This window comes from Novosphingobium sp. ZN18A2, from assembly GCF_036784765.1.
Lineage (GTDB): Bacteria > Pseudomonadota > Alphaproteobacteria > Sphingomonadales > Sphingomonadaceae > Novosphingobium.
In genome coordinates this window covers 598,143-617,020 of sequence record NZ_CP136651.1, presented here as the reverse complement: position 1 = coordinate 617,020, position 18,878 = coordinate 598,143, and the positions used below count along the sequence as shown (strand labels likewise).

Genomic DNA, 18,878 nt, shown 5'->3' with positions numbered 1-18,878 from the left:
CGCCGGGGGCGCGGACATGATCGACAAGTTCACGATCCTTGTGCCGCACTTGCTGATGGCGATTGCCATCTGGCGACTGTTGCAGCGCGACGACCTGGACCACGATCCGAACTTCCCCGATCAGGCGCCGGTCCGCCCTGCCAGACCCAGGCGCAGGCGCACACCCGGTGCTTGACCTGTTTTTCCTTGCCTTCGCGCTCGCGTTTTTCGGCGCGGGCATGCGCAAGCCGTTCCTGTTCGTGCTTGCCTATACATGGCTCGACATTGTCGCGCCGCAGCGGATCGTCGACTGGGGACTCATTTCGCACATCCCGATTTCGCTGATTGCCTTTGTCGGGGCATTCGGCCTCTGGTTCGTCGCGGACGACAAGCGCGACCTGCGCTTCTCGATGCGGCAGGCGATCCTGCTTGCGTTGCTGGCCTATTGCTTCGTGACCACGCAGACCGCCGATTTCCCCGTTGCCGCGCAGGAAAAATGGTCGTGGGTTTGGAAGGCGCTGGTCTTCGCAATTTTCCTGCCACTCACTCTACGCACCCGGCTGCGGATCGAAGCGATGGCGCTGATCATGGTCCTTTCCGCCGGTGTGATCATCATCGGCGGCGGGATAAAGACGCTGGCCTCCGGCGGCGGAGGTTATGGCGGGTTGAGCCTGCTGGTGAACGACAACACCGGCCTTTACGAAGGCAGCACGCTGTCGATGGTCGCGGTCGCGATTCTGCCGCTGATCGTCTGGCTGGTCCGCCACGGAACGGTGTTCCCCGCAGACTGGAAAGTACGACTGTTCGCCGTGGCGCTGGGCTTTGCCTGCCTGCTGATCCCTGTCGGCACGCAAACGCGCACCGGCCTGCTCTGCATCATTCTGCTTCTGGTTCTTTCGCTGCGCACGGTTCGCCACAGGTTCGCCTATGTGGCGCTGATCGCTGCTGCTGGGGCGATCGCCATCCCGATGCTGCCGGCCAGCTACAAGGAGCGGATGAGTTCTATCGAGAACCACCAGGCGGACCAGTCCGCCTCCACCCGCATCGCGGTATGGAAGTGGACGATCAAATATGCCGAGCAGCATCCCTTCGGCGGCGGGTTCGAAGCCTATCGCCAGAACCGGTTGAGCTTCGACACCGTCGAGAAGGACCGCGACGGCAGCAACGTCGAGATCGAGAAGGACAAGATCGTCGACAAGGGCCGCGCCTATCACTCGGCCTATTTCGAGATGCTGGGCGAACAGGGCTATCCCGGCCTTGCCCTGTGGCTGCTGTTGCAGGCGCTGGGCATAACGCAGATGGAAGTCCTGCGCCGACGCTTCCGCAGGGACCCGCCGCAGGGCATGGAGTGGCTGGCCCCGCTCGCCAATGCCTTGCAGCAGGCGCAGTTCGTCTATCTTCTCGGCTCGCTGTTCGTCGGCATCGCCTTCCAGCCGTTCTGCTATATGCTGATCGGGTTGCAGATCAGCCTGTGGGCCTATGCAAAGCGCATCGCGATTGCACGCCCGCCGCGCATCGTCGCCCGGTCGCGCCGCGCCAGGCCGCCCACATCCGCACCGGCGCTGCAATCGTGAACGCGCAGCCCCGCCATCTCGACGCGCTGACCGGCATCCGCGGCATCGCCGCATGGGCCGTCGTGCTGTATCACGTGCGCCTGTCGCTGACCGGGATACTGCCCGCCGATGCGATCGCCGTGCTGGGCCGGGGCTACCTTGCGGTCGACCTGTTCTTCATCCTGTCCGGGTTCGTGATCTGGTACAATTACGCGGACAGGCTGGCGACCGGCGGGGCGCGCCGCACGGGGGAATTCCTCTGGCGCCGGTTTGCGCGGATATGGCCGCTTCACGCGACCATGCTGGCCGCCTTTGCGACGTTCGCGGCAATGGCAGCGCTTTCCGGCAGGCCGAACCCGGACATGCCGTTCGCGCAATTGCCGTTGCAGCTTTTGCTGATCCAGAACTGGGGGTTCACCGCGCACACGGGCTGGAACGTGCCCGCCTGGTCGATCAGTACCGAATTTGCCGCCTACCTTGCCTTTCCGGGCATCGTCCTGATCGCATCGAAGGTCCGCCGCCCGGCAACGCGGCTGTTGCTGGCCGCGGCGCTGGCCGCAGCGATCCAGGCGATATTTTCCAGCCACGGATATCGCAGCCTGGGCGATGACATTTCGGGCCTGGGGCTGGTCCGCTGCCTTGTCGAATTCTCGCTTGGCACCATCGCCTGCATGATCTGGCGCGCCAGTGGCGCAAGAACCGCAAGAGCATGGCCCTGGGTGCTGGCGGCGGCGGGCTGGGGCACGTTGGGGCTGGTGCTGGGCTGGCCGCAAACGGCGGTGATCCCGCTTTTCTTCACCGCAACGATCCTTGCGCTTGCCAGCGACACCGGGCCTGTTTCCCGGATATTGAGCGTTCCCGCCGTCGTCTGGCTGGGCGAGGTCAGTTATTCGACCTATCTTTCGCACACGTTCCTGTTCCTGATCTTCAAGCTGCTGTTCGTGGACGAGACGCTTCAGGTCGGCTGGGCGGGCCTTGCCGCCTACCTGCTGATCGTGCTTGCCACTTCCGCCCTGCTCTATCGCCTTGTCGAACGACCCGCGCAGCGGTGGCTGAACGCCCGTGCGCCGCGCTGGGCCGCCTACCGCCGGCCACTTCCCGCCAACTGACACCAGACCGCGCCGATCCCGAGCACCGTTGCGCGCCGTGCCCCGCTCGTCCATGGAGCAACCGGGGACACGCAAGCAGCGAGAGGATTCGACGTTTATGAGCAAGACAATGTCGCCGCAGGACATGACCGCGCTGGTCGGCCAGACCGTCGGCACTTCGGACTGGTTCGAAGTAAGCCAGGAGCGGATCAACAAGTTCGCCGAAGCGACCGGCGATTTCCAGTTCATCCACATCGACGAGGAAAAGGCGAAGCTGACCCCGTTCGGCGGTACGATCGCCCACGGGTTCCTTACCCTGTCGCTTATCCCGGTGCTGACCGCCGAGAGCGATTGCCCGCGCCCGGAAAATGTGAAGATGGGCGTAAACTATGGTGGCAACAAGACGCGCTTCATCGCCCCCGTGCGTGCGGGCAAGCGCGTGCGCGGCCACTTCAAACTGCTCGAACTTGAAGAAAAGCGCCCCGGCCAGTGGCAGCAGACGATGGAAATCACGGTAGAGATCGAAGGCGAGGAAAAGCCCGCGCTGATGGCCGAATGGATCACGCAATTCTTCGTATGATCCAGCCATGACAACCCAGCCCGGCATCTTGGAAATACTGGGGCTCGCCGCCAGCGTGAGCCTCCTGTCGGGCTGGCGTCTGTATCTGACCGTTTTCGCGACCGGGCTTGCCATGCGGCTGGGCGCGATTCCGCTGCCCGAACACATGGAAGCCCTGCGCGTGCTGGGCGACCCATGGGTGATGGGCGTGGCCTTCACCGCCGCGCTGGCCGAATTCATGGCCGACAAGGTGCCCTGGGTCGATACCCTGTGGGACACGGTGCACACGGTGATCCGGCCGCTTGGCGGCGCGCTGCTGGCGCTGGCGGTGGTGGATGCAAGCGATCCGGCGTGGCAGGTGGCGGTGTTCCTGCTGGGCGGCGGCGCGGCGCTTCTGGCGCATGGCGGAAAGGCCAGCGCGCGCGCGGTTATCAACACCAGCCCCGAACCGATCAGCAATATCGCCACCTCCACTGCAGAGGACGTGGCGACGGGCGGGTTGCTGGTGCTCGCGTTCCAGTTCCCGGTTATCGCGGGCGCGATCGCGCTGGTGCTGCTGGCGCTCGCGCTATGGCTGCTGCTGGCGGCGCGCGCGGCGCTGAAGCGGTTGTTCTTCGGCCGGAACCCTCAATCGGGAAAGATCGTCCCGCCGTCATAGCGAAGGCCGCCGGGCCGGTCCCGCGCGATCAGCAGGGGACCGTCCAGATCGATCCAGCGCGCCTGCCCGGCAAGGACGAGCGCGGGCCGGATTGCAAGGCTGGTGGAAAGCATGCAGCCCAGCATCAGGTCCATGCCGCGCGCCCTTGCCGCGCTTGCAAGCGCCAGCGCGGCGGTAAGCCCGCCGCACTTGTCCAGCTTTATGTTCACCGCCTGATAGCGCGTTGCCAGCCGCGGCAGGTCGGCGGCGGTCTGGCAGCTTTCGTCCGCGCAAAGCGGGATGGCGGGCTCCATCCCCTCAAGCGCCCGGTCCTCTCCTGCCGGAAGCGGTTGTTCGACCATCTCCACGCCTGCCGCCGCGAAGCCGCGCAAGTCAGCGACCAGGTCGCGCGCGGCGAATGCCTCGTTCGCATCCACGATCAGGCGTGCGCCCGGCGCCGCATCGCGGATCGCCGATACGCGCGCTTCGTCCTGCCCGTCGCCCGCCAGCTTCGCTTTCAGCAGAACAAATCCGTCCCGCGCCGCCGCGGAGGCCGCTTGCGCCATCGCGGCGGGCGCACCCAATGAAACGGTCATCGCGGTCTGCACCGGAGCGGGCGCGGGCTGGCCCGCCAGTTCGGCCAACGTCACTCCGGCGCGGGCGGCTGCCAGGTTCCACAGCGCGCAATCGACTGCATTGCGCGCCGCGCCCGCCGGAAGTTCGCGCTGCAATCGCGCGCGGTCCTCGTGCGCTCCCGCAGCGGCCCAGCGCTCTATCGCGGCAACGCATTGTGCGGCGCTTTCGCCCCGGTAATAGACCGGCGTCCCCTCGCCTTCGCCCCGCGCCCCGTCAGACGCGACAATGGTGCAGGTCACCACGTCGACGTGCGTCTTCGCGCCGCGACTGATCACGAAGGCTCCCGCGGCGTCGAAGCGTTCGACCCGCGCGGATACGGCCAGCGTCACGCGACGGCGGTAAGCTTGCGCCCCTTGCCCTTCGCCGTGTGCCGGGCGATCCACGCTTCCACCACCGGCGCGATCGAATTGCGCCAGCGAGAGCCGTTGAAGATGCCATAGTGACCCACTTCGGGGGCAAGGTAATATTTCTTCATCTCGTCCGGAAGATTGGGCGTGATCTTCATCGCCGCCTTGGTCTGCCCGATGCCCGAGATATCGTCGCGCTCGCCCTCGATGCACAGGATCGCGGTGTCGCGGATCGCGCCGGTATCCACCACGTTGCCGCGATGCACGAATTCGCCCTTGGGCAACGCATGGGTCTGGAACACCACGTCCACCGTCTGCAGATAGAATTCGGCGGTCATGTCGCAGACCGCGCGATATTCCTCATAGAACGCCTTGGTCGCCTCGGCGCTTTCGCCGTCACCGACAACAAGGTGCTTGAACAGGCCGTAATGGCTCATCATGTGGCTGCCCAGGTTCATGCTCATGAAGCTGGCAAGCTGGACGAAGCCGGGATAGACGCGGCGCCCCTCGCCCGGATAATTCATCGGCACTTCGGTAATCACGTTGTGCTTGAACCAGACATAGGGCTTGGTGATCGCATGATCGTTCACCGCAGTGGGGCTTTCGCGGGTATCGATCGGCCCGCCCATCATTGTCAGCGTTACCGGGCGGCACGGGTTTTCCGCCGCGTCCATCACCGCCGTTGCCGCCAGCGCGGGGACCGAGGGCTGGCACACCGCCATCATGTGTGCGCCCGGCCCGATGTATTCGAGGAACTCGATCAGGTAATCGATATAGTCGTCGAGGTCGAAATCGCCGTCGGCCATCGACACGTACTTCGCATCGGCCCAGTCGGTGATATAGACCTCGCACCGCTCCAGCATCCGTTCGACGGTGCCGCGCAGCAGCGTGGCATAGTGCCCGCTCATCGGCGCGACGATCAGCAGGCGCGGCGCGTCCTTGGGCAACCCGTCGTGCGTGAAGCGCTTCAGGTCGCCGAACGGGCGCAGCAGCACGGTCGATTCGTGCACCGTATGCGAATTGCCGTCGAGCTGGACCGACCGGATGCCGAAGGCCGGCTTGCCGCGCGGTGCGGCTGCGTGGGCATAGACTTCCAACGCGGAGGCCATCATGTCGGTGCCCGGAATCATGGCGAACGGATATTCGCCACTGGTCAGGAATTCGGCGCCCATCGACGCCATCGCACTCGACATGGTGAGCATGGAGCGCTGGATTTCATAAGCCTTGTAAAGCACGTGGGACCCTTTTTGCATGCGCGCAGATCACGCGTTTGAATCGCAGATTGCGCCTATTTTGCCTCTGTTGCAATGCAACAACGCACGGGAAGGCCTTCCGGTGCCCGATACCATCGGCTAGGCGATGGCGATGGACGATCGAACCTCCGCGCCGGAAGAGGCCGCCCCGGACGTGACCGGCAAGCAGGCCGACCCCAGGCCGGCCCGCAATATCGCGCCGCTGCGCATGGTGCTTCGCGAAGCGCTGAAATATCCCGCGCAAGTGGCCGCGGCGGGCGCGGCGCTGCTTGTCACCGCGCTGGCGATGCTGGCGATTCCCGCCGGATTCCGCCAGGTGATCGACAAGGGTTTCGCCGCCGGGGCCGATGTCCACAACATCGCGCACTGGTTCCAGATGCTGCTGGTGGTGGTGCTGGTGCTGGCGATCGGCACCGCATGCCGGTTCTATTTCGTATCCTGGCTGGGCGAACGCGTCGTGGCGGACCTGCGGCTGAAAGTGCAGGACAACCTGTTGCGCCTGCCGCCCAGCTTTTTCGAGGCGAACAGCCCGCGCGAGATATCCTCTCGCATGACCAGCGATACCGCGATCATCGAAACGGTGGTGGGCACCACGGTTTCGGTGGCGCTGCGCAACACGATCATGGGCATCGGCGGGATCGCCTACCTGTTCACGCTGGCGCCCGCGCTTACCGGCGGGCTGCTGCTGGGTATCCCGCTGGTGATCGGCCCGATCGCCTATTTCGGCCGGCGGCTGCGCAAGGTTTCGCGCCACAGCCAGGACCGGGTGGCCGATGTCGGCTCCATGGTTTCCGAAGTGCTGGGCGCGATGAAGGTGGTGCAGGCCTTCGGGCAGGAACGGCGCGAACACACGCGCTTTTCCGAAGCGGTCGAGCGCACGTTCGCCACCGCCAAGCGGCGCATCACGATCCGCGCGATCATGACCTCCATCATCATCCTGCTGGTGTTCGGCGGGATTACCGGCCTGATGTGGGAAGGCGCGATCGGCGTGGCCCGCGGCACGATCAGCGGCGGCACGATTGCGGCCTTCGTCATCACCGGCGGCCTTGTGGCGGGCGCGTTCGGCGCGCTGACCGAAGTCTATGGCGAATTGCTGCGCGGCGCGGGTGCGGCCAGCCGGCTCAACGAACTGCTTCTGGAAGAGCCGGACATCCGCGCACCGGCCCGCCCGACCCGCCTGCCCGAACCTCCGCGCGGGCAGATCGCCTTCCAGAACGTGGGCTTCCGCTATCCCAGCCGCCCCGAAGTCGCCGCGCTCAGTGATTTTTCGCTGATCGTTGAGCCGGGCGAGACGGTGGCCATCGTCGGGCCTTCGGGTGCGGGCAAGTCCACCCTCTTCATGCTGGCGCAGCGGTTCTACGATCCGCAGGAAGGCACGATCCGGATCGACGGGGTCGCCCTGCCCAGCGCCGATCCGGCGGAAATCCGCGCCCGCATGGCGCTCGTCCCGCAGGACGGCACGCTGTTCGCCGCCACCGCACGCGACAACCTGCGCTATGGCAACTGGGGCGCAAGCGACGATCAGATCTGGGAAGCCGCCCGCGCCGCCAACGCGGAACAGTTCCTGCGCGACATGCCGCAACAGCTCGATACCTTTCTGGGAGAGGATGGCACGCGCCTTTCGGGCGGCCAGCGCCAGCGAATCGCGATTGCCCGCGCGTTGCTGCGCGATGCGCCGATCCTGCTTCTGGACGAAGCGACCAGCGCGCTCGACGCCGAAAGCGAGCGGCTGGTGCAGCAGGCGCTCGACCGGCTGATGGAACATCGCACCACGCTGGTCATCGCGCACAGGCTTGCCACCGTGCGCCAGGCGGACCGCATCGTGGTGATGGAAGCGGGCCGGATCGTCGAGATCGGCACGCACGCGGACCTTGCCGCATCGGGCGGGCTTTATGCGCGGCTGGCCCGGCTCCAGTTCGATCACGCGGAGAGCTGAAAGCCGCATCGGGCACGCGACCTGCGATGAATTCGCGGTAAGGCGATCCGGCAGGTCTTGACAGGATCGCCGCGTTTGGCGACCTCCGCCATCGCATGGACAGCCTGACCCTCACCGCCATCCTCCTCGGTATCGTCGAGGGTCTTACCGAATTCCTGCCCGTCTCGTCGACCGGGCACCTGATCCTGGCGACCGAGTTGTTCGGGTATGATGCCAACCAGTGGGCCGTGTTCAACATCGTGATCCAGCTGGGCGCGATCCTGGCGGTCGTGGTGCTTTACTGGCGCACCTTCTGGGCCGTGGCGATGGGACTGGTGCGGATGGAAACGCTGTCCATCCGCTTCGTGCGCAACCTGCTGGTCGCCTTCATGCCCGCCGCCGTCATCGGCCTGGCGCTGAAGGACTATATCGACATCCTGTTGGGCAGCCCGATGGTGGTCGCCTGGGCGCTGATTGTCGGCGGCATTGCCATCCTGGTGGTCGAAAAGCTGGCGAAACCCGGCGAATATGTGGGGATCGGCCAGTTGAGCCTGAAGGCATCGCTGGGCGTAGGCTTCGTCCAGTGCCTGGCCATGGTCCCCGGCGTCAGCCGGTCGGGCGCCACGATCATGGGCGCGCTGGCGATGGGGATAGAGCGGCGCACCGCGGCCGAGTTCAGCTTCTTCCTGGCAATCCCGACGATGCTGGGCGCCACCACGCTGGAACTGATCGACAAGCGTGAGGCGCTTGCCTCCGGTGCGACGGGCGTGGGCTGGAGCGAGATCGCGATCGGCTTCGTGGTAGCCTTCCTTGTCGCGATGGCGGTCATCAAGATGTTCGTCGCCTATATCAGCAAATCGGGCTTTTCGCCCTTCGCCTGGTATCGCATCGCGGTTGGCGCGCTGGCCGTTTGGGTTCTTTCAAGCCACTGATTTCCGGCTGATTCCCAGCCAGATTTCTCCGAACCGAACCGTTCGTCGCGAATTTCCGGAACCATTTGCCGCAGCCCCGGATTGATTGGGCAGACAGGCAATTGAGCAAGGGTTACGGAAAAATGATCGGCTTTATCGTATTACTCGTCGTCGGTGGAATTCTCGGCTGGCTTGCCAGCATCGTGATGCGCACCGACGCCCAGCAAGGCATATTCCTCAACATCGTGGTCGGCGTGATCGGCGCACTGATCGGCGGACTGGTGGTTGCCGGCGGAAGCATTACGTCGGGCATCTCTGTCACCAGCCTGATCGTGTCGTTCCTGGGCGCGGTCGTCCTTCTGGCGATCGTGAACCTGGTTCGCCGCGGATCGGTCCGCTAAACACCTGACTTTCAAAACAATTCCGGAACGGGGCGGCGCAGGTTTGCCGCCCCGTTCATGCTAGAAGGGGAGAACCTGATGAAAATGATCGTGAAAGGCGCGATGATCGCCTCGGTCGCCGCAATGGGCCTCAGCCTTGCCGCGTGCGACAGCAAGAAGGAAAACGCGATGGAAAACCAGGCCGACGCCGTGCGCGATTCGGCCGATGCCACCGCCGACGCCATGGACCAGGCCGCCGACGCGACGATGAGCGGCGCGGCAGAGGACGTGGCCCATGACAAGGCGGATGCCGTGCGCGATGCGGGCGAAGCGACCGCCGATGCCATGGAAGACAAGGCCGATACGACGGACAAGACGCCGGGGGACAAGACGCCGGGCTGACCGGAGCGGATTTCTGTCGGCTTATCGAAATAGGCCGGTCCGGTTCGTCCGGGCCGGCCTTTCGTTTGGCATCGCGCCCATCCTGAAACAGTCAGCCTGAATCAATCGGCAGTGGCGCCCGATCCGCGTCCGCCACGCAAGTGGTATTCCAGCGTTCCGCGCGTCACCACGTTGTCGATATCGATCACGGCGGTGTTGGCATAAGTGAAACCGGGGCCAAGCGAGCGGTAAAGCCGGTCGAAATCGCGATCAACCGTCTGGTGATAGAGGTTCTGGAAGCCTTCGATCACGAAATAGGTCGGCTGCAGGTCGCTGATCACATAGTCGGTGCGCATCACGCGATCGACATTCAGCATGATCCGGTTGGGCGACTTGCTCTCTATCGCAAACACCGCCTCGCGCGGGCCCGATAGGATGCCCGCGCCATAGGCGCGAAGCCCCGCCTCTTCCTGGATCAGCCCGAACTCAACGGTGTACCAGTAGAGCGCGCCCAGCGCCTTCAGCCGGTTATAGCGCATCGCCTTCCACCCGGCGCGACCATATTCCTGCATGTAATCGGCATAGACCGGATCGGCGAGCATCGGCACGTGGCCGAACACGTCGTGGAACACGTCCGGTTCTTCGATATAGTCGAACGTCTCGCGCGTGCGGATGAAGTTGCCCGCGGGAAAGCGCCGGTTCGCCAGGTGCCAGAAGAACACGTGATCGGGGATCAGCATCGGCACCGGCACCACGCTCCACCCCGTCAGCGCGCCCAGTTCCTCGGACAATTCGCGAAAGTCGGGCACACCGCCGCGCCCCAGGCCGAGCTTTTGCAACCCGGCCATGAAGGCACTGGCCGCGCGGCCGGGCAGGATGTCCATCTGCCGGGCATAGAGATCCTTCCATATCCCGTGCTCGGCATCGCCATAGGTCCGCTGGGCGGGTTCCAGCCAGTCCTCGCCCACATGAGAGGGGCGTTTCAGCGGCGCGGTAAACACGTCCGGCGGCAGGTCCGGCAGGCGACTGAAGTCGGTTTCGGTGTCGAGCATCAGGGTCATGGTTTCAACTGCAACTTGTAGCACGGCGGCGGCCGCGCGGCAAATCGCGGCACGGCATTGCAAGGGGACGCCGCGTGCCGCAGGTTCGCGTTTCGAATCAGCGCGAAAGCAGCAAGGAACATCCGATGGGCAAGGCCGAACGCAAGGCATACGAAGACGCGATCGAGCCGATGCAGGAAGAACTTGTGGGCGCCGCGCGCTGGGCCGCGAAAAAGGGCGCGCGCGTGCTCGTCATCCTTGAAGGCCGCGATACCGCCGGGAAAAGCGGCGTGATCCACGCCATCCTGGAAAAGCTCAATCCCCGCCAGTGCCGCAGCGTGGCCCTGCCCAAACCGTCCGACCGGGAGCGCGGCGAATGGTATTTCCAGCGCTATGTCCAGCACTTGCCGTCCGCCGGGGAGATCGTGCTGTTCGACCGCAGCTGGTACAACCGTGCCGGGGTGGAAAAGGTGATGGGTTTCGCCACCGACCGGCAGGTTCGCGACTTTCTGGCCCAGGCGCCGGTGTTCGAAAAGCTGCTGGTCGACGATGGCATCCTGCTGTTCAAATACTGGCTGACGGCGGACCAGAAAGAACAGGAAAAGCGCTTCAAGGAACGGCTGGACGATCCGCTGAAGCGCTGGAAACTCTCACCGATCGATATCGAGGCGCGGCAGAAATACGCCGATTACACCAAGGCGCGCGAGGCGATGCTGGCGGCCACGCACACGCAATACGCACCGTGGACGCTGGTAAACTTCAACGAACAGAAGCGCGGACGGCTTACGCTGATTCGCGATTTCCTGAACCGCCTGCCCGATACGCACGTCCCGCTTGAGGATATTGACCTGCCCCCGCTGGGCCACGATCCGATCAAGGAAAGCTGCAGCCTGTTGAAACCCCTGCCCGATTTTCCGATGGACTAGGCACCAACGACGGCACTGAAACGCTCACAGGCGGGGCAGAGAGGCGCACAGGGGCACCTCGCCATCTTGACTTTGCATGGATTCTCGCCCAAGGGCCGCGCCTTGCGATGGCGGCGTGGGAACGCGCCGCCTGTCTTGTTTGGATTTAGCGCCGCAACGCGTTTCGGGAATTTGAGATGGCCAAGCCCACCACCGTCAAGATCCGCCTGGTTTCGACCGCGGACACCGGCTTCTTCTATGTCACCAAGAAGAACCCGCGCAACACGACCGAGAAGATGACTTTCCGCAAGTACGATCCGGTCGCGCGCAAGCACGTCGAGTTCAAGGAAGCGAAGATCAAGTAATCGCCATGGCGGGTGCCTTGCGCTCCCGCCTGCCGGAACCTTGCCCGTGTCTTTGCAAGGGGTTCACGGCGAGTTCAACGCCCGCATTGCATGAGGCGGCGATGGACATGATCGACAAGCTTTCCCGCCTACCGCTCCGCACCCTTGGTGCTGCCGCCCTCGCGCTTGGCGCCGGGGGCGTTGCCGCGTTTGTGCCGGCGCAATCCGCCACCGCCGCCGCGGAGGCCGTTCCGCCGCAGGTGAACGAAGCCGTCACCGCGCTGCGCGACATTTCGACCATGCAGGCCGATTTCGTGCAGACGGACCGCACCGGCCAGCGCGTTTCGGGCGTGCTGACGATGAAGCGCCCCGGCCGCATCCGCTTCCAGTACCAGGACGGTGTTCCGCTGCTGATCGTATCGGACGGCAAGGCGCTGACCATGATCGACTACGAGGTCCGGCAGGTTCAGCGCTGGCCGATCAAGAACAGCCCGCTTGGCGCGCTGCTCGATCCCAATCGCGATGTCGCCCGCTATGCCAGGCTGATCCCGACCGGCCACCCCGACGTGCTGAGCCTTGAGGCCAAAGACCCCAAGCATCCCGAATACGGCACGATCACGATGATCTTCATGCGCGATGCAAGCGCGCCGGGCGGCTGGCAGCTGGATAGCTGGGTCGCGCTGGATTCGCAGAACAAGCGCACCACGATCCGGCTTTCGAACCAGAAATATGGAATGTCCGTATCGAACAACATGTTCCGCTGGAAAGACCCGCGCCGCTCCGCCCCCGGCCGCTGATTGATTCCTGCGGCCGATTCGGCGCGGTCTTGCTGCCGGACGTTGCAGAGCCGCGACAAACTGCGACAAACCTTGCGCTGCCGTTCATCCGGCAGCAAGCGCGCCGGGCCTAAAACGGTTTTCGACAAGAGCGGTCGAGGCGGGTTTCCCCCCTGTTGCCCGAGCCTCCGGTTGAAGCCGCCTGTCAAGCGTGACGAACGCGAACGGAACCCTCGCCCCAATGCCCCCGGGGCGAGGGTTTTTTGTGTCCCGCGGGCCGATACGATCACCTTGCGGACAGGCAGATCGCACGGCGCTCTGGAAAACGCGGACCAAGGCACCTAAAGCCCCGGCATGGTTTCCGTTGCTACCTGGAATATCAATTCCGTCCGCCTGCGCGCCGAACAGGTCGCCCGTGTCCTGACCGAGCAGGCGCCAGACGTGCTGTGCCTGCAGGAAATCAAGGTGGCAGAGCACCTGTTCCCGCACGACGCGTTCGAACAACTGGGATACACCCACCGCGCGGTGAACGGGCAGAAGGGCTATCACGGCGTCGCCACGGTAAGCCGCATTCCGTTTCGAGAGGTCAGCCGGCATGACTGGCAGGACAACGGAGAGGCGCGGCACGTGGGCGTGGAGCTGACCGGCCCCGGCAAGGGGCTGCTGATCGACAACGTCTATATCCCCGCGGGCGGCGACGTGCCCGACCGCGAGGTGAACGCGAAGTTCGGCCAGAAGCTGGACTTTCTTGAACGCATGACGCGCTGGTCCGACAGGATCGATGCGCCCACGCTGCTTGTGGGCGATTTCAACATCGCCCCGCTGGAATGCGACGTCTATGACCACAAGGCGCTGCTGAAGGTCGTCAGCCATACGCCGATCGAGGTGGAAGCCTTGCAGCGCATGGCCGATGCGCACGGCTGGGTGGACCTGGGGCGCAAGCACATTCCCGCGCCCGAACGCAATTATTCCTGGTGGTCGTACCGGTCGTACTGGCGCAACAAGGACCAGGGGCGCAGGCTGGATCACATGTGGGCATCGCCGGACGTCGCCAGTCAATCGACCGCGCACCGTTTCGTGGAAGAAACCCGCAAATGGGAACAGCCTTCGGACCACGTGCCGCTGATCACGGACTTCGACCTGTGACAGATCCGCGCGCCGTCGCGAAAGCGCTCGACGCGCTGCGCCACGGCTGGCCGGTGCGGGTGAGCGGCACGGACGGCGCGCTTGACCTGCTGCCCGCCGAAACGGGCTTTTCCGAACCGGGGCTGTCTGCCCCCCACCTGCTGATTTCCGCCGCGCGCGCGGCCACGCTGAAGCTGGCCAACCAGCGCGAGGCGGCCGAACCGCACGCGCCGGTGCTGATCCGGGGCGGTGAGCCGTTCACGCTGGACGATGCGCGGACGCTGGCCGATCCGTCTCGCGACCTTGCCTACCCGATGCGCGGCCCCTTCCGCGCAGAACCGCTGGAGCCGCGCGAGGCGGCGGAAACGGCGATGGAACTGGCGCGGCTGGCCGGCATCCTTCCCGCGTTCCTGGTGTCGCCCGGCACAATGTCGGGCACGGGGCCGGATATCGCGCCGGGTATCGGGCCGGGCGCCGAGGCGAGCGCGGCGGACCTTGCCGCCTTCCGCGATCCGGCGCGGCTGACGATACAGGCCCGCGCGCGGCTCCCCGTAGAAGCGCTGGACCATTGCGAGATCGTGGCCTTCCGCGCGCGGGACGATCTGCGCGAACACGTTGCGCTGGTGGTCGGGCGGCAAAGCGGCGACAGGGTGCCGCTGGTCCGCCTGCACTCCGAATGCCTGACGGGCGACGTGCTGGGCAGCCTGAAGTGCGACTGCGGGCCGCAACTGGACGCGGCGCTTCACGCCATGGCCGAAGAGGCGCGGGCGGGCGGCTGGGGCGTGCTGCTGTACCTGCGGCAGGAAGGACGCGGTATCGGCCTGATCAACAAGCTGCGCGCCTATGAACTGCAGGACCAGGGCTTCGACACGGTGGAAGCCAACGAACGGCTGGGCCTGCCCAGCGAAGCGCGCGATTTCCCCGTCGCCGCGCGGATGCTTTCCCTGCTGAACGTGGGCGCGATCCGGTTGATGACCAACAACCCGGCCAAGGTTTCCGCGCTGGAAGGCGTGGGCGTTACCGTTGCCGAGCGCGTGCCGCACAAGCTGCCCGCAAACCCGCACAACGCGCGCTATCTGGATACCAAGCGCGACCGGACCGGGCACCTGCTTTAGGGTCAGGCCTCAGAAGTTGTGGGGCTTCAGTTCAGGCGAAGCCTCCGGGAGGCTCTGTTTCATGCATGGCCCGTCGCGTTCGAAAGCAACGCGGGGTCGATCCCTTCGGCGCGCCAGGTGGAAACCCAGCGCGATTCGGGCGGGGTATCGAACAGGATTTCCGGCCGTCCTTCGGCCGCGTGCCAGCCGTGGCGGTGCATTTCCTCGTCAAGCTGGCCCGCGCCCCAGCCCGCGTAGCCAAGCGCCATGATCCACTTTTCCGGCCCGCGCCCTTCGGCAATGGCGGTAAGGATTTCCAGCGAGGCCGAAAGCGCGCCCAGCGGCGGGACTTCTATCGAATCCTTGCCCATCCAGTCCGCCGTATGAAGGATGAACCCGCGCCCCGGCTCCACCGGGCCGCCGTGGTGGACAGGTGCATCGGGGGAGACGCCGCGATCGATGCCCAGCTCGTCGAGCACGGCGTGAAAGCCGGTGCCGTCGCGGATGTGGCCGATGCCGATGCCCAGCGCGCCGTTCTCATCATGCACGCACAGGGCGATAACCGCCTGTTCGAAGCGGGGATCTCCCATGCCGGGCATCGCCAGCAGAAGGCGGCCCGTCAGGTAAGGGGCGTCGGTCATGATGGCACGATAGCCGCGCTGCCCCCGCGAACCAAATGCCAATCGGACGCTTGACCGCGATCAAGGCACGGCTGCCATATGCGGATAGCGACAGTTGGCGATGGCCGAAGATCCAAGGAGAACGATCCCATGAACAAGAACTGGCCCGAAATGGCCGACGAACTCTCCGGCGCGATCAAGGAAGTGCGGCTCGGCTCGCCCGAAGTGATGAAGGCCTTTTCGGCCATCGCTTCGGCCGCGACCGCAGGCGGGCATATCGACGCGAAGACGAAAGAACTGATCGCGCTGGCCATCGCGGTGGCGATCCGCTGCGATGGCTGCGTCGCGTTCCATTCCAAGGCCGCCGTCGCGCGCGGGGCCACGCGCGAAGAGGTGATGGAAGCGATGGGCATGGCGCTTTACATGGGCGCGGGGCCAAGTCTGATGTATGCAGCGCAGGCCGTGGAAGCCTTCGACCAGTTCACCGAGAAGGCGGCCGGGACATAACGCCCGGCACAGGTGCCGAAGCGCCGGTTCAGACCGGCTCTTTCGCCTTTTCCGCGGCTTTGCCCGACTTGCCCGGCTTGGCCGTGTTGTCTGCCGCGGCTTCCAGCAGGCGGCGCTCTATCGACCGCTGACGCTGTTCTTCCAGCTTTTCGCCCAGCAGGTCGGTTACATAGAACGTGTCCGCCGCGCGCTCGCCATAAGTGGTGATATGCGCTGAGTGGACGATCAGCCGCGCTTCGAACAGCGCGCGGGCCAACCGGTTCAGCAACGCCGGCGTGTCGCGCGCGCCGACCTCTATCACCGTGAAGCGGTTCGACGCCTTGTTGTCGAAAATGACCATCGGCTGCACGTCGAAGGCTTCGGCGCGCGGCCGGGCGAGCGGGCGCCGGTCAAGCTGCGGGGCCAGCTTCACACGGTTGGCAAGCGCGTCTTCTATCGCCGTCCTGATCCGTTCCATCTGGCCCGGTTCGTTGAACGGGCGGCCCAGCGGGTCCTGCACCAGGAAATTGTCGACCGCCATGCCGTTCTTCGCGGTGTGGATGCGCGCGTCGATGATATTGCCGCCGGCCAGGTGGATACCGCCCGCGATGCGATAGAACAGGCCCGGATGGTCCGCCGCCAGCACGGTAACCAGCGTTGCGCCGCGCGCCGGGTAATACTGTGCCTCGATCCGCAGCGGCTGGCCGTGGCCCCGGTCCATCTGCTGCAGGTTCATCACGATGATGTCTTCCGGCTCCGCAATCCAGTAGGAATCGGCCATCTGCCGCCCGACCGTTCCGATCAGCTTGTCGCGTTCGCGCAGGATCTCTCCCACCGCCTTCTTCTTGGCGGCGATCCGTTCGGCGCGGCCATATTGCTTGTGCCCCAGGCGCAGCATCTCTTCGGCGGCCACGAACAGATCGCCCAGAAGCTGGCGCTTCCAGCTGTTCCAGATGCCGGGGCCGACCGCGCGGATATCGACCACGGTCAGGATCAGCAGCAGGCGCAACCGCTCCACCGACTGCACGACGGCAACGAAATCTGCGATGGTCTTGTAATCGGCCAGGTCGCGCTTGAAGGCGGTCGCGCTCATCAGCAGGTGATGGCGCACCAGCCAGCTGACCATTTCGGTTTCCTGGGCGCCCAGTCCCAGCCGCGGGCAGACGCGCAGCGCCAGTTCCGCCCCCAGCACCGAATGGTCGCCGCGCCGGCCCTTGGCGATATCGTGCATCAGCGTTGCGACATAGAGCACGCGGCGCGACGCCAGCTTGCCGATCACCTCGCTGGAAAGCGGATGGTCGTCGTTCAGGTCGCCCTTTTCGATCCGCGCCAGCAGGCCGATCGCGCGGATCGTGTGTTCGTCCACCGTGTAGTGGTGGTACATATCGAACTGCATCTGCGCGTTCACGCGGCCGAAGTCGGGAATGAAGCGGCCGAACACGCCCGATTCGTTCATCCAGCGCAGCACCGTTTCGGGATCGTTCCGGCTGGTCAGCAATTCGATGAACAGCGCGTTGGCGCGCGCGGTCTTGCGCACCTTGCCATTGATAAGCCCCGCATCGCGCCGCACGACGCGCAGCGTTTCGGGATGGATTTCCAGCCCTTCGCGATCCGCCACGGTAAACAGTTCGACCAGCCGCACCGGATCCTGCTGGAAGAATTCGTCGTCCGGCGCGGCAAGTTTGCCGCCATCCACCAGGTATTCCCCGATCTTGCGCTTGCGCCGCATCCGCGAAAGGAAGGCGGGCTTCGCCTTCTTCGCGAACTGCTCGTCAAGCTGGGCCAGGAACACGCCGGTCAGCGATCCCACCTGCTTCGCCTGGAGGAAGAAGAACTGCATGAACCGTTCGACCGCGCTCTTGCCCGGACGTTCGGCAAAGTTCATGCGCCGCGCGACTTCGGGCTGCATGTCGAAGGTCAGCCGGTCCTCCGCGCGGCCGGTGATAGTGTGCAGATGGCAGCGCACCGCCCAGAAGAAATTCTCCGCCCGCCGGAACGAACGGTATTCCTGCGCGGTCAGCAGCCCCACGTCGACCAGCTCCGACGGCGTCTTCACCTTGTGGATGTACTTGCCGATCCAGTAGAGCGTGTGAAGGTCGCGCAGCCCGCCCTTGCCCTCTTTCACGTTGGGCTCAACCACATAGCGGCTGTCGCCCAGCTTCTTGTGCCGTTCGTTGCGCTCTTCCAGCTTGTCGGTAACGAACTGGCGCTCGGTCCCGGTCACGACTTCGGCATAGAACCGGCGCGACGCTTCCTCGTACAGGTCGCGGTCGCCCCAGACATAGCGGCCTTCCAGCAGCGCGGTGCGGATCGTCAGGTCGCTTTTCGCCATGCGCACCATATCGTCCAGCGAACGGCTTGAATGGCCGACCTTCAGCGAAAGATCCCACAGGAAATAGAGCATCGCCTCTATCACCTGTTCGCACCAGGCGGTCTGCTTGCCGGGCGTCAGGAAGGCGATGTCGACGTCCGAATGCGGCGCCATCTCGCCGCGTCCGTAACCGCCGACCGCAAGGATCGAAAGATGCTCTCCGGTCGATCGGTTGCCGGCGGGATAGACGTCCTCCACCACGTGATCGTGGATCACGCGCACCACCTGGTCGATCAGGAAGGCGTGCCCCTGCGCGCATTCGTGACCGGCGGTGGGCTTCGCCGCAAGCCGCCGGGACAGTTCCGCGCGCCCCGAATCGAGCGCGTCGCGCAGCAGGTCCACCACCGCGGGCCGCGCCTTGTCGCCATGTTCGGCCACGGCCTTGCGCACCGCTTCGGCCAGCTTGCGGCGTTCAATGATCTTGCGCTGGTTCGCGATGCGGGGAAGCGTCATGCCCCAGATTTAGGGACGCGCGCGC

20 protein-coding genes are annotated in these 18,878 nt (G+C 65.1%); 15 read left to right on the top strand and 5 right to left on the bottom strand.

What is annotated here, in order from left to right:
- Positions 1–16 precede the first annotated feature (16 nt).
- The 5 genes from RXV95_RS03060 (at position 17) to RXV95_RS03040 (ending at position 3,837) form a co-directional block, all read left to right on the top strand.
- Positions 17–175: a hypothetical protein gene (locus RXV95_RS03060; RefSeq protein ID WP_338467555.1), complete on the top strand. Its 159-nt coding sequence runs from the start codon at positions 17–19 to the stop codon at positions 173–175.
- Positions 168–1,553 (top strand): DUF5935 domain-containing protein, encoded by a 1,386-nt coding sequence (locus tag RXV95_RS03055; protein WP_338467554.1) that lies wholly within the window; start codon positions 168–170, stop codon positions 1,551–1,553. The genes RXV95_RS03060 and RXV95_RS03055 overlap by 8 nt, the downstream gene beginning before the upstream one ends.
- Positions 1,550–2,641 carry an acyltransferase gene (locus tag RXV95_RS03050; protein WP_338467553.1) on the top strand — a complete coding sequence of 364 codons (1,092 nt, stop codon included), beginning with the start codon at positions 1,550–1,552 and terminating at the stop codon, positions 2,639–2,641. The genes RXV95_RS03055 and RXV95_RS03050 overlap by 4 nt, the downstream gene beginning before the upstream one ends.
- 109 nt (positions 2,642–2,750) lie before the next feature.
- Complete coding sequence (locus RXV95_RS03045; protein WP_338468620.1) at positions 2,751–3,200, top strand: MaoC family dehydratase; 450 nt, start codon at positions 2,751–2,753, stop codon at positions 3,198–3,200.
- Positions 3,201–3,207: 7 nt separating this feature from the next.
- Positions 3,208–3,837 (top strand): DUF4126 domain-containing protein, encoded by a 630-nt coding sequence (locus tag RXV95_RS03040; protein ID WP_338467552.1) that lies wholly within the window; start codon positions 3,208–3,210, stop codon positions 3,835–3,837.
- Here the strand turns inward: RXV95_RS03040 and RXV95_RS03035 are convergent.
- Together RXV95_RS03035 and phaZ are read right to left on the bottom strand one after the other, a co-directional pair.
- A complete protein-coding gene (locus RXV95_RS03035; RefSeq protein ID WP_338467551.1) occupies positions 3,807–4,781 on the bottom strand; it encodes a dipeptide epimerase in 975 nt (324 codons plus the stop codon). The genes RXV95_RS03040 and RXV95_RS03035 overlap by 31 nt on opposite strands.
- Positions 4,778–6,034 (bottom strand): polyhydroxyalkanoate depolymerase, encoded by a 1,257-nt coding sequence (phaZ, locus tag RXV95_RS03030; protein ID WP_338467550.1) that lies wholly within the window; start codon positions 6,032–6,034, stop codon positions 4,778–4,780. The genes RXV95_RS03035 and phaZ overlap by 4 nt, the downstream gene beginning before the upstream one ends.
- Positions 6,035–6,164: 130 nt before the next feature.
- On the opposite strand from phaZ, the gene RXV95_RS03025 reads away from it, so the two are divergent.
- The 4 genes from RXV95_RS03025 to RXV95_RS03010 all read left to right on the top strand — a co-directional run bounded on the left by RXV95_RS03025 (position 6,165) and on the right by RXV95_RS03010 (position 9,660).
- Entirely contained in the window at positions 6,165–7,988 is a 1,824-nt protein-coding gene (locus tag RXV95_RS03025) for an ABC transporter transmembrane domain-containing protein (protein WP_338467549.1), read from the top strand.
- A 95-nt stretch (positions 7,989–8,083) separates the two neighbouring features.
- On the top strand, positions 8,084–8,899 hold the full coding sequence (locus RXV95_RS03020; RefSeq protein WP_338467548.1) for an undecaprenyl-diphosphate phosphatase: 816 nt from the start codon (positions 8,084–8,086) through the stop codon (positions 8,897–8,899).
- Positions 8,900–9,024: 125 nt separating this feature from the next.
- Positions 9,025–9,279, top strand: coding sequence for a GlsB/YeaQ/YmgE family stress response membrane protein (locus RXV95_RS03015; protein WP_338468619.1), 255 nt, complete (start codon positions 9,025–9,027; stop codon positions 9,277–9,279).
- A 78-nt stretch (positions 9,280–9,357) separates the two neighbouring features.
- Entirely contained in the window at positions 9,358–9,660 is a 303-nt protein-coding gene (locus tag RXV95_RS03010; protein ID WP_338467547.1) for a hypothetical protein, read from the top strand.
- A gap of 101 nt (positions 9,661–9,761) precedes the next feature.
- Here RXV95_RS03010 and phhA read toward each other — a convergent pair whose 3' ends face one another.
- On the bottom strand, positions 9,762–10,700 hold the full coding sequence (phhA, locus tag RXV95_RS03005; protein ID WP_338467546.1) for a phenylalanine 4-monooxygenase: 939 nt from the start codon (positions 10,698–10,700) through the stop codon (positions 9,762–9,764).
- Positions 10,701–10,825: 125 nt separating this feature from the next.
- Here phhA and ppk2 point away from each other — a divergent pair, with 125 nt between their 5' ends.
- From ppk2 to ribA, 5 genes are all read left to right on the top strand, one after another.
- Complete coding sequence (gene ppk2 / locus RXV95_RS03000) at positions 10,826–11,605, top strand: polyphosphate kinase 2 (RefSeq protein WP_338468618.1); 780 nt, start codon at positions 10,826–10,828, stop codon at positions 11,603–11,605.
- 176 nt (positions 11,606–11,781) lie between these two features.
- Positions 11,782–11,949 carry a 50S ribosomal protein L33 gene (rpmG, locus tag RXV95_RS02995; RefSeq protein ID WP_338467545.1) on the top strand — a complete coding sequence of 56 codons (168 nt, stop codon included), beginning with the start codon at positions 11,782–11,784 and terminating at the stop codon, positions 11,947–11,949.
- A gap of 101 nt (positions 11,950–12,050) precedes the next feature.
- The gene (locus RXV95_RS02990; protein ID WP_338467544.1) at positions 12,051–12,725 is read left to right on the top strand and encodes an outer membrane lipoprotein carrier protein LolA; all 675 of its coding nucleotides are present in this window, start codon (positions 12,051–12,053) and stop codon (positions 12,723–12,725) included.
- Positions 12,726–13,058: 333 nt separating this feature from the next.
- Entirely contained in the window at positions 13,059–13,850 is a 792-nt protein-coding gene (locus tag RXV95_RS02985) for an exodeoxyribonuclease III (RefSeq protein ID WP_338467543.1), read from the top strand.
- Positions 13,799–14,944, top strand: coding sequence for a GTP cyclohydrolase II (gene ribA, locus RXV95_RS02980; RefSeq protein ID WP_338467542.1), 1,146 nt, complete (start codon positions 13,799–13,801; stop codon positions 14,942–14,944). Before RXV95_RS02985 ends, ribA begins: the two co-directional genes overlap by 52 nt.
- A 59-nt stretch (positions 14,945–15,003) precedes the next feature.
- Here ribA and RXV95_RS02975 read toward each other — a convergent pair whose 3' ends face one another.
- Positions 15,004–15,564, bottom strand: coding sequence for a YqgE/AlgH family protein (locus RXV95_RS02975; RefSeq protein ID WP_338467541.1), 561 nt, complete (start codon positions 15,562–15,564; stop codon positions 15,004–15,006).
- Positions 15,565–15,693: 129 nt separating this feature from the next.
- On the opposite strand from RXV95_RS02975, the gene RXV95_RS02970 reads away from it, so the two are divergent.
- The gene (locus RXV95_RS02970; RefSeq protein ID WP_338467540.1) at positions 15,694–16,050 is read left to right on the top strand and encodes a carboxymuconolactone decarboxylase family protein; all 357 of its coding nucleotides are present in this window, start codon (positions 15,694–15,696) and stop codon (positions 16,048–16,050) included.
- A 28-nt stretch (positions 16,051–16,078) separates the two neighbouring features.
- On the opposite strand, the gene RXV95_RS02965 is transcribed toward RXV95_RS02970, so the two are convergent.
- Entirely contained in the window at positions 16,079–18,853 is a 2,775-nt protein-coding gene (locus tag RXV95_RS02965) for a [protein-PII] uridylyltransferase (RefSeq protein ID WP_338467539.1), read from the bottom strand.
- Positions 18,854–18,878 lie beyond the last annotated feature (25 nt).

Bases quoted from the DNA above. Each gene is read 5' to 3' on its own strand.
- RXV95_RS02965 (WP_338467539.1), bottom strand. From the start codon at position 18,853: ATGACGCTTCCCCGCATCGCGAACCAGCGCAAGATCATTGAACGCCGC.
- RXV95_RS02985 (WP_338467543.1), top strand. From the start codon at position 13,059: ATGGTTTCCGTTGCTACCTGGAATATCAATTCCGTCCGCCTGCGCGCC.
- RXV95_RS03020 (WP_338467548.1), top strand. From the start codon at position 8,084: ATGGACAGCCTGACCCTCACCGCCATCCTCCTCGGTATCGTCGAGGGT.
- ppk2 (WP_338468618.1), top strand. From the start codon at position 10,826: ATGGGCAAGGCCGAACGCAAGGCATACGAAGACGCGATCGAGCCGATG.
- phhA (WP_338467546.1), bottom strand. From the start codon at position 10,700: ATGACCCTGATGCTCGACACCGAAACCGACTTCAGTCGCCTGCCGGAC.
- RXV95_RS02975 (WP_338467541.1), bottom strand. From the start codon at position 15,564: ATGACCGACGCCCCTTACCTGACGGGCCGCCTTCTGCTGGCGATGCCC.
- RXV95_RS03040 (WP_338467552.1), top strand. From the start codon at position 3,208: ATGACAACCCAGCCCGGCATCTTGGAAATACTGGGGCTCGCCGCCAGC.
- RXV95_RS02990 (WP_338467544.1), top strand. From the start codon at position 12,051: ATGGACATGATCGACAAGCTTTCCCGCCTACCGCTCCGCACCCTTGGT.
- RXV95_RS03060 (WP_338467555.1), top strand. From the start codon at position 17: ATGATCGACAAGTTCACGATCCTTGTGCCGCACTTGCTGATGGCGATT.
- ribA (WP_338467542.1), top strand. From the start codon at position 13,799: ATGGGAACAGCCTTCGGACCACGTGCCGCTGATCACGGACTTCGACCT.
- RXV95_RS02970 (WP_338467540.1), top strand. From the start codon at position 15,694: ATGAACAAGAACTGGCCCGAAATGGCCGACGAACTCTCCGGCGCGATC.
- rpmG (WP_338467545.1), top strand. From the start codon at position 11,782: ATGGCCAAGCCCACCACCGTCAAGATCCGCCTGGTTTCGACCGCGGAC.
- RXV95_RS03025 (WP_338467549.1), top strand. From the start codon at position 6,165: ATGGACGATCGAACCTCCGCGCCGGAAGAGGCCGCCCCGGACGTGACC.
- RXV95_RS03010 (WP_338467547.1), top strand. From the start codon at position 9,358: ATGAAAATGATCGTGAAAGGCGCGATGATCGCCTCGGTCGCCGCAATG.
- RXV95_RS03045 (WP_338468620.1), top strand. From the start codon at position 2,751: ATGTCGCCGCAGGACATGACCGCGCTGGTCGGCCAGACCGTCGGCACT.